The sequence below is a fragment of the Aurantimicrobium minutum genome (assembly GCF_029892845.1).
In the GTDB taxonomy this organism is placed as follows: Bacteria; Actinomycetota; Actinomycetes; order Actinomycetales; family Microbacteriaceae; genus Aurantimicrobium; species Aurantimicrobium minutum_B.
This window is the reverse complement of sequence record NZ_JARXVT010000002.1, coordinates 286,460-299,023: the sequence shown is the minus strand read 5'-3', so window position 1 is coordinate 299,023 and position 12,564 is coordinate 286,460. Positions and strand designations below refer to the sequence as shown.

14 protein-coding genes are annotated in these 12,564 nt (G+C 54.8%); 9 read left to right on the top strand and 5 right to left on the bottom strand.

Going from position 1 to position 12,564, the window contains the following annotated elements:
• Positions 1-52: 52 nt before the first annotated feature.
• The 3 genes from trxA to M2118_RS04020 all read right to left on the bottom strand — a co-directional run bounded on the left by trxA (position 53) and on the right by M2118_RS04020 (position 3,470).
• Complete coding sequence (gene trxA / locus M2118_RS04030; protein WP_280794651.1) at positions 53-379, bottom strand: thioredoxin; 327 nt, start codon at positions 377-379, stop codon at positions 53-55.
• 15 nt (positions 380-394) lie between these two features.
• A complete protein-coding gene (gene trxB, locus M2118_RS04025; RefSeq protein ID WP_280794650.1) occupies positions 395-1,348 on the bottom strand; it encodes a thioredoxin-disulfide reductase in 954 nt (317 codons plus the stop codon).
• Between the two features lie 136 nt (positions 1,349-1,484).
• Entirely contained in the window at positions 1,485-3,470 is a 1,986-nt protein-coding gene (locus tag M2118_RS04020; protein ID WP_280794649.1) for a DUF6049 family protein, read from the bottom strand.
• Between the two features lie 61 nt (positions 3,471-3,531).
• Here M2118_RS04020 and M2118_RS04015 point away from each other — a divergent pair, with 61 nt between their 5' ends.
• The 6 genes from M2118_RS04015 to speB all read left to right on the top strand — a co-directional run bounded on the left by M2118_RS04015 (position 3,532) and on the right by speB (position 7,811).
• On the top strand, positions 3,532-4,956 hold the full coding sequence (locus M2118_RS04015; protein ID WP_280794648.1) for a CCA tRNA nucleotidyltransferase: 1,425 nt from the start codon (positions 3,532-3,534) through the stop codon (positions 4,954-4,956).
• Between the two features lie 168 nt (positions 4,957-5,124).
• Positions 5,125-5,502, top strand: a complete 378-nt coding sequence (gene rpsF / locus M2118_RS04010; protein ID WP_096382942.1) for a 30S ribosomal protein S6 — start codon at positions 5,125-5,127, stop codon at positions 5,500-5,502.
• A 5-nt stretch (positions 5,503-5,507) separates the two neighbouring features.
• Positions 5,508-5,987, top strand: a complete 480-nt coding sequence (locus M2118_RS04005; RefSeq protein WP_280794647.1) for a single-stranded DNA-binding protein — start codon at positions 5,508-5,510, stop codon at positions 5,985-5,987.
• 64 nt (positions 5,988-6,051) lie between these two features.
• Positions 6,052-6,315 (top strand): 30S ribosomal protein S18, encoded by a 264-nt coding sequence (gene rpsR, locus M2118_RS04000; protein WP_096382948.1) that lies wholly within the window; start codon positions 6,052-6,054, stop codon positions 6,313-6,315.
• A gap of 11 nt (positions 6,316-6,326) precedes the next feature.
• A complete protein-coding gene (gene rplI / locus M2118_RS03995; RefSeq protein WP_280794646.1) occupies positions 6,327-6,779 on the top strand; it encodes a 50S ribosomal protein L9 in 453 nt (150 codons plus the stop codon).
• A 90-nt stretch (positions 6,780-6,869) separates the two neighbouring features.
• Positions 6,870-7,811, top strand: a complete 942-nt coding sequence (gene speB / locus M2118_RS03990) for an agmatinase (protein ID WP_280794645.1) — start codon at positions 6,870-6,872, stop codon at positions 7,809-7,811.
• A gap of 38 nt (positions 7,812-7,849) precedes the next feature.
• Here speB and M2118_RS03985 read toward each other — a convergent pair whose 3' ends face one another.
• A complete protein-coding gene (locus tag M2118_RS03985; RefSeq protein ID WP_280794644.1) occupies positions 7,850-8,332 on the bottom strand; it encodes a DUF4442 domain-containing protein in 483 nt (160 codons plus the stop codon).
• A 462-nt stretch (positions 8,333-8,794) separates the two neighbouring features.
• On the opposite strand from M2118_RS03985, the gene dnaB reads away from it, so the two are divergent.
• Genes dnaB through M2118_RS03970 form a run of 3 tightly spaced genes read left to right on the top strand, consistent with a single transcriptional unit; the run spans position 8,795 to position 11,010 of the window.
• Positions 8,795-10,162, top strand: a complete 1,368-nt coding sequence (dnaB, locus tag M2118_RS03980) for a replicative DNA helicase (protein WP_280794643.1) — start codon at positions 8,795-8,797, stop codon at positions 10,160-10,162.
• A gap of 39 nt (positions 10,163-10,201) precedes the next feature.
• Positions 10,202-10,762: a hypothetical protein gene (locus tag M2118_RS03975; protein WP_280794642.1), complete on the top strand. Its 561-nt coding sequence runs from the start codon at positions 10,202-10,204 to the stop codon at positions 10,760-10,762.
• Positions 10,759-11,010 (top strand): hypothetical protein, encoded by a 252-nt coding sequence (locus tag M2118_RS03970; RefSeq protein WP_280794641.1) that lies wholly within the window; start codon positions 10,759-10,761, stop codon positions 11,008-11,010. The genes M2118_RS03975 and M2118_RS03970 overlap by 4 nt, the downstream gene beginning before the upstream one ends.
• 83 nt (positions 11,011-11,093) lie before the next feature.
• Here M2118_RS03970 and purB read toward each other — a convergent pair whose 3' ends face one another.
• Positions 11,094-12,473 carry an adenylosuccinate lyase gene (purB, locus tag M2118_RS03965; protein ID WP_280794640.1) on the bottom strand — a complete coding sequence of 460 codons (1,380 nt, stop codon included), beginning with the start codon at positions 12,471-12,473 and terminating at the stop codon, positions 11,094-11,096.
• Between the last annotated feature and the right edge of the window lie 91 nt (positions 12,474-12,564).

Genomic DNA, 12,564 nt, shown 5'->3' with positions numbered 1-12,564 from the left:
TAACTGCCGTTGGCCGCCTGAGAAGACTCAGACGGCCAACGATGAAGCAAAATTAGCCGATGTAGTCTGCGAGATCGTGCTCGAGAGCTGGCTTGGGCTTGGCACCGATGATGGTCTTGGTGACCTCACCGTTGACGAAGACCTTCATCGCGGGGATGGAGGTGATCTGGTAGGTCATCGCGGTCTGAGGGTTCTCGTCCACGTTGAGCTTCACGATCTCGATCTTGTCGCCGTGCTCGGCACGGATCTGGTCGAGGATGGGACCCACTGCGCGGCAGGGGCCACACCATTCAGCCCAGAAGTCAACGAGAACGGGCTTGCCGCTCTTGAGGACGTCTGCGTCGAAGCTTGCGTCAGTAACTGCGGGTGCTGCAGACATGATTTCTCCTAGTAATTAGTTGTTTTCGGCCTGCGCGAGCAACTCGGCAGGAAGTGATTGGAGGTAGTGCTCTGCATCTAGTGCAGCAACAGTTCCGCTCGCTGCGGCAGTAACTGCCTGGCGGTAGGTGGGGTCAACCACGTCACCGGCAGCAAAGACACCGGTGAGGTTGGTCTTGGAGGTGCGACCCTTCACTGCAACGGTTCCCTCAGGTGCGAGGTCCAATTGTCCGTGAATGAGCTGGGTGCGGGGGTCATTACCAATGGCAATGAACAATCCTTGAAGTTCAACCTCGCTGAGATCACCGGTAACCGTGTTCTTGATGGTCACACCGGTGAGTGACTCAGCACCATTGAGCGAGTCAATCGTGGAGTTCCACAGGAATTCAATCTTGGGGTTTGCCATGGCGCGGTCCTGCATGATCTTCGAGGCACGCAGCGTCTCGGAACGGTGAATGACATAGACCTTGTCCGCAAAGCGAGTGAGGAAGTTGGCTTCTTCCATGGCGGAGTCGCCACCGCCGACGATGGCGACCGTCTTCTGGCGGAAGAAGAAGCCATCGCAGGTTGCACACCAGGAAACACCGTGACCAGAGAGGCGGTCTTCGTCAGGAAGGCCGAGCTTACGGTTGGCAGAACCAGTAGCAAAGATCACGCTGAGTGCCTCGAATGTCTGGCCACCACCAGTGGTGACGCGCTTGACGTCTCCTGCAAGCTCCAGGCTGACAACGTCATCCATCAGGATTTCGGCACCGAACTTCTCTGCCTGTTCCTGCATCTTCATCATGAGTTCAGGACCCATGATTCCTTCAGGGAAACCGGGGAAGTTCTCCACCTCAGTGGTGTTCATCAGTTCGCCACCTGCTTCAACAGAGGACGCGATTACCAGGGGCTTGAAGTTTGCGCGAGCAGCATAGATCGCAGCGGTGTAGCCAGCTGGACCCGAACCAATGATGATGACTTGACGCACAAAAACTCCAAGAAAAGGAAGAGAATGCCTGAAGTACAGGCACAGAAGTAAACCCAGTCTACTGGCCGGTTATTCCCGAAAGCTGGAGATATGTGGGGTGCCGAAGGTGAATAGTGGGGGAAATATTCAGAGCAGTTTAGGAAGTGCTGACAGATCCTGATTTACGGCGACGAACCGTTCTGATCACACCGGCGGTAAGCAAGCCCACAAAAGCTAGTGCCACTGCACCGAGCCCCCAGGTTTCCCAATCAGCACGAACATTGATGGGGATAGCAACGGGCTCTCCCACGGGCACGCCATCAACTGATTGCAAGCTCACCGTCAGGATCGAGCTACCGTTACTAACTTGGGCCTGAACAGGGATTTGTGCCTTAGCTTGTGATTCGGGCTGAATCGTGACTTTCTCCGAGCCCTGAACAATCAACCGAGCGTTGTTGGGGTCGGCATTGACCATGACAGTCACCGGCTGAAGCAGTGAGTTGAGCACGGAGATAGGAATATTGGCCTGTCCACCGACCATGTTGATGGTGCTGCTGGTGACAACAGAGACCGATGTCAGCACTTTCTCACTGTTGCGCAGGCTTTCAGAAACGGCCGTGGACCACTCGTCATTACCGAGCCATCCCACAGACAACACTGCAGCCAACTCACGTGAGGCAGGGCTTGTGATCAAACTGGGGTCTTCAGCGATGGTAGCGAAAGACGCAACCTGGGCATTGCGAGCAATCAAGCTACTGGCAACCGAGATTCGCTGGGAAGACTCGGGAGAATCCACGATCTCCAGTGAAGAAGTAGCTGCACTCAAGCCACTGGAGAGAGTTCCTGAACTTACCCAGCTTTGCCCTAACAGAGTGTCCAGGGTTTGGCCCAGCTTGGACAGTCCCGTAATGCTGAATGTTTCACGTGGCAACGCAGCAAACGCTCGCCCAGCTTGAGTGTCATCCACGGCTGACACGGCAACATATGACGCTGCACGGGACACGTCATTGTTATTCAGCGCCGAACTTAACCCGTTCAACGTCACCAGGCTGGGGAGACCCGCAGCGAGACCTGAAGACATATTGTCTCCGGCCACATTCCCAGAGGAAAGAATGGAAGTGGTGAGCCCACTGGCAGATAAAATACCCAGGTCAGACGCAATTACTGAGTTACCAGCTGGCCACGCAATCGAGTTCAGCGTGGGGGTAAATAGGGGCGCCACAACGGGGGCAGGCGATGCAGTGGGAGCCGGTGAAGCAGAGGCCTCATCAAGAACCAGGGGAGTGATGACGTCACTGGTGGACGGAGTCAACAAAGTCGACGAACCTGCCTGGGCTTGGGCTGAAATGTCGGCATCTGCCCAAGCCAGCAGGAAGCTTTCATTGGGGAGTGCCTTCAGTGCTTGCAGCCACAAAGTAACACCATCTGGAGCGGTGTCCCCCAATGCCTCAATCGAGCCAAGAATGCGAGGGTCAATGCCCACGGCAACGGGGCGACCCTGGGCAACAGCCAACTGGCGGGTCAAAATGCCACTGGGGCCAGTAAGTTCCGTCAACTCTGCTGCGGTGAGCAGACCAGATGTGCTGGGCGGGGGAACAATCGCCAGAATTCCGGTGAAGGCTGCCTTTGTGTCAGGCGATGAAGGAGTCCACACAAACGAAGAACGCCCGGTTGCGGTGCTTTCGTCATTGAGCAGGTAATTCGCTGCGAGACCTCGAGCACCCCAGATTCCGCCGAAACGACCGGAATTGAGCGGGAGCTCAACGGAGACGTCGACGGTTTTGCCAGCGAGGATCTCTGGAATATCAACCGTGGCGAGATAACGACCAGGCTGAGCTTCTTCATCCTCTGTCGCAAACCAGGCATCGAGATCTGCAACTGTTGTGATGGCAGCGGAGGGCGCGGTAATAATCGCCTCGCCCACAGCCAGAGTTTGCGAACCAGAATTGGTCACGCTCACGGTGACCGTAAGGTTTTGGCCTGGGCCTGCGCTCACCACAGAGGGAGTGATCACTACGGTGGCGTTTTCTGCTGCCTGTGCTGGGGGAAGATTCGATGAAACAATGCCGGCGACAAGAAGCAACAGAGCGACGAAGGCTGCTGAAAGCGACAGTGCGACGCGTCGAATCAGCAGGGAAGGCATCCTGCCATTGTAGGCGTCGCAACCGAAGAACTTCCTGATGCTCCCCGTAGAATGACGGGAAATGCACAGTGTCGCCTCCGCAATCGAATCGATTACTCAGTTGAGTAAGTCGCCCAGCGTTTCACGCTTGGCGGCAGCATTTGCTGATGCCGGATACGAACTCGCACTTGTCGGCGGCCCTGTTCGCGATGCGTTCTTGGGGCACGCAGTCCATGACCTCGACTTCACCACCAATGCGCTCCCCGATGACATCATTCGTGTGGTCGAACCCATTTCAGAAGCCCACTGGGACATCGGCCGCGACTTTGGCACGATTGGTGCCCAGATCGCGGGCGAAAAGGTCGAAATCACGACCTATCGCGCAGACCAGTACGACGGCAAGACGCGAAAGCCGGTTGTTGCATTCGGCGACAGCCTCGAAGAGGACCTCTCTCGCCGGGACTTCCGCGTGAACGCCATGGCTGTGCGCTTGCCCGAGCTCGTTCTTGTTGACCCGTCAGGTGGCGTTGAAGACTTGATGGCAGGAATTCTCCGCGCACCCAAGTCAGCGGAAGTCTCATTTACTGAAGATCCCCTGCGCATGATGCGCGCTGCCCGGTTCTCTTCCCAGCTGGGTTTCCAGCTGGATGCAGAAACTGAATGGGCAATGACCGAGTTCGCGAGCTCGATCGAGAACATCTCCGCAGAGCGCGTCAATGAAGAACTCTGCAAGCTGTTGCTCACGGACAAGCCTCGCGCCGGCATTGAACTTCTAGTGAGCACGGGTATCGCTGGCTATGTCCTCCCAGAAATTCCAGCGCTGCGCTTGGAAGTGGACGAACACCACCACCACAAAGATGTCTATGAACACAGCCTGACGGTGTTGGAACAAGCTATTGATCTTGAACAAGAACGTCACCCTGGAGAAGCAGGGGATCTGACCCTGCGCCTTGCTGCGCTACTGCACGACATTGGCAAGCCCGCGACGCGTCAGTTGGAAACGGGTGGCGCAGTGAGCTTCCACCACCACGACCTCGTCGGTGCAAAACTCTCCGTCAAGCGAATGAAGGCTTTGCGTTTCGACAAGGAAACCACGCAAAACGTGGCACGTCTGATTGAACTTCACCTGCGCTTCTTTGGCTATTCCGATGCAGCCTGGAGTGACTCTGCAGTGCGCCGCTATGCCCGTGATGCCGGTGACCTTCTGGAAAGACTTCACATCCTGACCCGTGCAGATGTGACCACGCGCAATAAGCGCAAGGCTGATCGCCTTGCCTTTGCTTATGACGACCTCGAGAACCGCATCGCCGAACTCTCCGAAGCTGAAGAGATGGCGGCAGTGCGCCCCGATCTCAACGGCGAAGAAATCATGGCAATCCTGGGTATTCCTGCTGGCCGCGAGGTTGGCGAGGCCTATAACTACCTCTTGAACGTTCGCTTGGACGAGGGGCCCATTGGGGCAGACCTCGCCCGCGAACGCCTGCTCGCCTGGTGGGCAAACCGCTAGTTCAAGCCGATGCACGGCTGACCCGGATTGGATTAACGCCCAATCCCGGTCTAGACTGGGGAAGTTGTCTGTGCGCCGGAAATATCCGGCCTCCTCAGATGGCACATGCACAACCCTCCTGATACAGACCGCCTGTATCCGTTTTAGTCCGAAGGAGGTGGGTTAGTCATGCATCAGTACGAGTTGATGGTCATCCTCGATCCAGAGATCGATGAGCGCACCGTAGCTCCCAGCCTCGACAAATTCCTCAACGTCATTCGTAACGATGGTGGAACCATCGAGAACGTTGACATCTGGGGTAAGCGTCGTTTGGCTTACGAGATCAACAAGAAGTCCGAGGGCATCTATGCCGTCGTTAACTTCACGTCTAGCGCCGACGCAACTGTCGAGCTCGACCGCCAGCTGAAGCTTTCCGAAGCTGTCATGCGCACCAAGGTTCTGCGTGCAGAGGAAGCCATCGCTATGGTTGCCGCTGCTGCAAAGCTCGCTGACGAGAAGGCTGCCCGCAAGGCTGCTGCTCCCGCCAAGGCTTCGAAGGACGCGTAAGTAACATGGCCGGCGAAACAGTCATCACCGTTGTGGGAAACCTCACGAGTGACCCCGAACTGCGTTACACGCAGAACGGACTCGCAGTCGCCAACTTCACCATCGCCTCCACTCCGCGCAATTTCGATCGCGCATCAAGCGAGTGGAAAGATGGCGAGGCTCTCTTCCTTCGTGCCAGCGTCTGGCGCGAGTTTGCCGAGCACGTCGCAGGCAGCCTGACTAAGGGCTCCCGCGTCATCGCAACCGGTCGACTCAAGCAGCGCTCGTATGAGACCAAGGAAGGCGAAAAGCGAACCACGATCGAACTCGAAGTAGATGAGATCGGTCCCTCGCTTCGCTACGCCACGGCAACTGTGAGCCGCGCGGCATCCTCGGGTCGCCCCGGAGTCCCTGCAGGCAATGACGAACCTTGGGGTTCGCCAACCGCTCCTGCAGCAGACCCTTGGAACACCCCCGGTATCCCCGCAGACGATACGCCGTTCTAAACAATCCTCTTCGGGCTCAACGCACGTTGATCCTTGATAAAAAATTTACGAAAGTTAGGTAATCATGGCTGGAAAAGCTAGCGGCGGAGCCCGCAAGCCACTCCGCGGTGGCAAGGGCGCTAAGGCTCTCGCACCTGCGAAGGCTATCCGCGTTGGTGTGATCGACTACAAAGACGTCGCCACTCTTCGCAAGTTCGTTTCTGAGCGTGGAAAGATCCGCGCTCGCCGTATCACCGGTGTTTCTGTCCAGGAGCAGCGCCTCATCGCCAAGGCAGTTAAGAACGCCCGCGAGATGGCTCTTCTTCCCTATGCAGGCGCTGGCCGCTAAGGAGTTCGAACATGTCTAAGTTGATTCTTACGAATGAAGTCTCCGGCGTTGGTTCGGCAGGCGACGTTGTCGAGGTAAAGAACGGTTTTGCCCGTAACTACCTCATTCCTCAGGGCCTTGCAGTTGCATGGTCACGTGGCGGCGAGAAGCAGGTTGAGCAGATTCGTGCTGCTCGTACCGCTCGCGAACTCGCAACCCTCGAAGAGGCACAGGCACTCAAGGCCAAGATCGAAGGCACCAAGGTCAAGCTTGCTGTCAAGACTGGTCAGGATGGTCGTCTCTTTGGTTCGGTCAAGACCGATCACATTGCTGCTGCAGTAGAGAGCGCCGGCATCGGTGCAATCGACAAGCGCAAGATCGAGATGGCAAACCCCATCAAGTTCACCGGTGAGCACGAAGCAACCGTTCGTCTGCGTGACGACATCGTTGCAACCATCACCATCCAGGTTGTTGCTGCAAAGTAATTCCCTGTAAAGAACCGCAGAGGGCGGAAAGCTTCGGCTTTCCGCCCTTTCTTTATTGCCAACACATACTGGCCATGAGAGGCTGAAACAATGAGCATTATCGGTCAGCGTGACGAAGAAGAATTTGGTCCAAGATTCGCAGGGATTGCAACTTTTGCACTTCTTCCGATGGCGGCGGACGTTGAAAAAGTAGATATCGCGGTTGTCGGAGTTCCTTTTGATTCGGGCACCAGCTTCCGCCCAGGTGCTCGTTTTGGCCCGGCACATATTCGTGAACAATCACGCCAGCTACACCCCTATCACCAGTATCTGGATGCTTTTCCGTTCAAGGAACTTCAGGTTGCCGACGCGGGAGATATCCCCGTCGAGCCATACAACATCGTTCGCGCAGTTGAGAAAATCGAAACTGCAGCAAAAGCACTAACTTCGTCGGGTACTCGCATTGCGGCCATGGGTGGAGACCACACAATTGCTCTGCCACTGTTACGAGCAGCTCATGCTGCTCACGGGCCAGTTGCAGTGATTCACTTTGATGCACATCTAGATACCTGGGATGTTCTTTATGGCGAATCAATTTGGCACGGATCACCATTCAGGCGCGCAGCTGAAGAGGGCTTAATGGACCTCAACCGCTGCCAGCATGTGGGTATTCGTGGTGGAATCTATGACCCTGTGGAATTGGTAGAGGATGGCCAGGCAGGATTTGAAATAATCCATGCTCAAGAGTTCCAAAATCGATCCATTGAAGACCTTGTTTCTCAAATTCAGCGAAGGGTCGGAACAGGACCCGTATATATTTCGGTGGATATTGACGTTCTTGATCCAGCGCATGCTCCCGGAACTGGAACCCCTGAGGTAGCAGGTATCTCAACCCGCGAATTCTTCTCTGTTTTGAGGGGCCTCAGAGGCTTGAACATCGTTGGATGCGATGTAGTTGAAGTCGCACCTGCATATGACCACGCGGGAATCACCGGTTTAGCTGCAGCTCACACTCTCTGGGAACTGATTACTCTCATGGGCCTGTCTCGATAACTACAAAATTTTTATGCTGCCTTCATGAGGGCTAAGCATTAATTGGCTTTCTTGCGAACATAAATCTGTTTTCTCACAATTGCCACGACGGTTGCATCCGCTGCTGTGATTTCAACATCAAACCATTTCAAAAACTTGCCATTGGTTTCGACTTCGCGTGTGATCTCATCGACATCTGCATCCGAAAGAGTGAATTCAGCAAATACCGTTGTCTTTCCTGGTGAAACATACTCAATTTCACTCTGCTTGTCCCACACAATGTAGCCAGGACCAAGATTTTTGAGAACCATCAACATAAAAAACGGGTCCGTCATTGCATAAAGCGATCCGCCAAAGAGCGTTCCCACATAGTTAGAAGTCAGGAGTTTCTTGCGCAGCCGGACCTTGACGTGGCGAAAATCTTGTGAAATTTCGCGAACAGATATCCCTGAGAACAGAAAGGGCGGCCAAATATTGAGCATTCGTCGCATACCTGCACGCGAGGCCATAAATGTGTGCAGCGGATGGGCTTTTTGACTCATATCCTGCAAGTTAGCACCGTTTTGAAAGACGAGTAGCAAACCCGCAAATTAAGCATGACTTTAGAAGCTCAATTTCGAACCGTGTTTACTCGTGTTGGGGGTACAACGCAAGACCTTTAAGGGGTCATCTTTATGCACATGAGGGCTAATTTTCCCCAAGCTTAAACACATGCTTGAAGGAAATTAATGTTCACACCCGTTGATAACTTAAATACCAGTTCAGAGAAGAAAAATTAGGTAAACATTTTCCTCTGTCCACAACGTTACCCCCAGCTTATAAACAGTCGCTCCGGCGTTTCACGAGTTTCATGCACAGAGTTATCCACAGGGTCATTTGGATGTGAGTGAAGGTATTCCTACAGTGGGGATACAACTCTCATTAGGTCACTCTCAGACCAATGTCAGAGGAGCGGGTTAGATTCAGATAGCCCACCTGCACAGCCATCGGAAGGACTTGTGAGCATGTCTCTTGCACACCTTGGTTCTCCTGGCGATTCTCGCGAAACATGGCAGGGTGAACGGACTCCTCCGCATGATCTTCTTGCGGAGCAAAGTGCTCTCGGCGGCATGCTGCTCAGCAAAGACGCTGTGGCAGACGTCGTCGAGATTCTTCGTGGAAATGACTTCTACATTCCCAAGCATGAGGTCATCTTTGATGCAGTGATGTCGCTGTATTCACACGGTGAACCCACCGATGTGATTACCGTCACCGACGAACTCACCAAATCTGGTGAACTAGGCCGTGCTGGCGGGGCTGAATACCTGCACACCCTCACTGCACTGGTTCCTACCGCTGCCAACGCTGGTTACTACGCCAACATTGTTTCTGAGCGTGCCCTGCTACGACGCCTCGTTGAAGCAGGTACCCGCATCGTGCAGATGGGCTACGCCGGTGAGGGCGAAGCTGTTGACCTGGTTAACACTGCCCAGGCAGAGATTTACCAAGTCACTGGTTCTGTGGAAACCGAAGACTACGTTCCTCTGACGGACGCAGTAGACACCGCCATTCTTGAAATTGAGGCAGCCAAGGGTCGCGACGGACAAATGACCGGCGTTCCCACTGGTTTTGCTGATCTCGACGAGCTCACCAACGGTTTTCACCCTGGCCAGCTCATCATCGTTGCTGCCCGTCCTGCGTTGGGTAAATCGACACTGGCTCTGGACTTCTGCCGTGCTGCGTCTATCAAGAACAACCTTCCTGCCATTTTCTTCTCGCTCGAAATGGGTAAGTCAGAAATCGCCATGCGTCTGCTCTCTGCCGAAGCATCCGTTCCTTTGCAGAATATGCGTAAGGGCACGGTTGATAACCGGGACTGGACCACGATTGCCAGCACTCGTGGCCGCATCAACGACGCTCCGTTCTACATCGACGACAGCCCCAATATGACTCTTGTGGAAATTCGCGCCAAATGCCGACGCCTCAAGCAGAAGGTCGGCCTGAAAATGGTCGTCATCGACTACTTGCAGCTGATGACCTCGGGCAAAAAGGTTGAAAGCCGACAGCAAGAAGTTTCTGAGTTCTCTCGTGCACTCAAGCTGATGGCCAAGGAACTTCAGGTTCCCGTTATTGCACTGTCACAGCTGAACCGTGGACCCGAACAGCGTTCGGACAAGAAGCCCGCCATCTCCGATCTTCGTGAATCTGGATCACTGGAGCAGGACGCCGACATGGTTATCCTTCTGCACCGTGAAAATGCGTTCGAAAAGGACAACCCACGTGCCGGCGAAGCTGACTTCATCGTGGCGAAGCACCGTAACGGTCCCACTGCGACAATTACCGTTGGATTCCAGGGTCACCTCTCCCGTTTTGCCGATATGCCTAAGGTTTAGCCGGGAAAACCTTTTCCTTTTCAGCCGTAGACTTGAGCCGTGGCAATCGCTGATAGTTCTCTTTCTCGTGTGGGTAACGCGCTCATTTTGCGCGCCATCCCTACCTTGGTTGCAGCGGTTGTGATTACTTTCTCGCGCAACCATGCTGCGGTAGTTGGCCTGAGCGTTTTTGTCGGCTTTGCCTTCCTGCTTGCCTCCACGCTGGTATTCACCATCATGTCGGTGCCCCTCGAAGGGCTCAATCGCATTCTGGTGGGAATTCAAGCCATTGCCACCGTCGTTGCGGCAGCGATTGCCTCAGCAACCTTGACCTCTGGCCTTCCTGCGCTTTTGCTCATTCTGAGTATCTGGGCAGGAATCTCCGCTGTGCTTGAGCTCTATGCCGGATATCGCGAGAGCAACCGCACTGTTGCCAAAGAATGGCTCACTATCGGAGGCTTCACAGCTATCTTGGCCATTATTGAAGCAGTTGTTCCCATGAATGATGTCTATGCCGTGGGCATCTTCGGCGCCTATGCCGCCATTGTCGGCATGTATCAAATCATTGCCGGCATCTCACTTCGTTCCGATGCCCCCTCAACCCGTAAGGTTTCCTCATGAGCACTCCCACCCTGCGCGACCGTATGAAGCCCGTTGAACTGCTGCTCGTTTCAGCAGCGTTGGGACTCTTCACCGGAGTAGTTGTGTTGATGTCCTCTCGTGACCTCATCCTCAGCAGCATCTCATTCGGTGCTGTGTTTATTGTGTGCCTGGTCTCGATGGCCATGTTTGTGCTGGCAATCAAGCCCAACAAGAAGGAACTGCTCGACATCGAAGAGCAGGACCACTCGGGATCCTCCGCGCACTAAGACTTAAAACAAGAAAGCCCCTCGCAAGTGCACTGAACCCCAAAAGTTGGAGTGCTAATAGGGAGTCGTTTCTATGTCTGTGACTACTTGAGGTAGTCGACCAAGTCTGACGCCAGGCCAACATAGCCAGCTGGAGTGAGCTCCAGTAGTCGAGCCTTGGCAGCGTCTCCGATCTCGAGGCCGGAAACGAAAGCAATGAGGTCGTCACGGCCAATGCGCTTGCCGCGGGTGAGTTCCTTAAGCAGTGCATAGGGGTCCGAGATGGTCGAACGACCAGCAGCAACCTCTGCACGGATCACGGTCTGAATTGCTTCACCCAAGATTTCCCAGTTGGTGTCGAGGTCATGAGCCAGGGCAACAGAGTCGAGGTCAATCTCGCTCAGTCCACGACGAATGTTGTCGAGGGCAAGCAGTGAGTGGCCGTATCCCACACCCACGTTGCGCTGGGTGGTGGAGTCAGTGAGGTCACGCTGCAGACGGCTGGTCACCAGCGTTGCGGAAAGTGAATCAAGAACAGCGCTGGAGAGCTCAAGGTTGGCCTCAGCGTTCTCAAAACGAATGGGGTTGATCTTGTGAGGCATGGTGGAGGAACCGGTTGCACCAGCCTGAGGGATCTGGCGGAAGTAGCCCATCGAGATGTAGGTCCAGATGTCGGTGGCCAGGTTGTGAATCACGCGGTTGGCGTGAGAGATACGGGTGTAGAGCTCTGCCTGCCAGTCATGTGATTCGATCTGGGTGGTCAGTGGGTTCCAGGTCAGACCCAAAGAAGTGACAAACTCTTCCGAGATCTTGGGCCAGTTGGCGTCAGGTTCGGCGGCAATGTGAGCAGAGAAGGTTCCTGTTGCACCGGAGAACTTGCCCAGGTATTCAGATCCTTCGATCTGCTTCTGAATGCGCTCGAGGCGGTAAACAAAGACAGCAAGTTCTTTACCCATGGTGGTGGGGGTTGCTGGCTGACCGTGGGTCTTCGCCAACATGGCCTCGTCGCGGTACTGAACAGAGAGTTCGCGCAGACGAGCAATGACAGCCTTCAGGCCAGGAAGCCAGATGTTCTTGGTGGCATCGCGCACGATGAGCGCATAGGAGAGGTTGTTAATGTCTTCGCTGGTGCAGGCGAAGTGCGTCAGCTCAGCAATGTGGTCCAGGCCCAGCTCGGTGAGCTTGGCACGAACCAAGTACTCCACTGCCTTGACGTCGTGACGAGTGGTCGCTTCAAGACGAGCAAGCTCATCAATCTCTGCCTGACCGAAGTCAGTCACGAGCGCACGGAGTGCGGAAACGTTGTCTGCGCTGAGGGGACTGGTACCAAACATGGAGTGAGTGGTGAGGTAAATCAACCATTCAACTTCGACCGTGACGCGAGCACGGTTCAGGCCAGCCTCCGAGAGGTATTCACCCAGAGGTGAAACGACGGACTGATATCGACCATCGAGCGGGCTGAGGACCTGAATAGGAAGCGTCATGCTTCTATTCTCCCAAAGAAAACAGGTATCCCTTCACAGGCAAAGCCGCCGCACACTCTCCACATTCAGAATCAGACAGCCCAGCACTCCG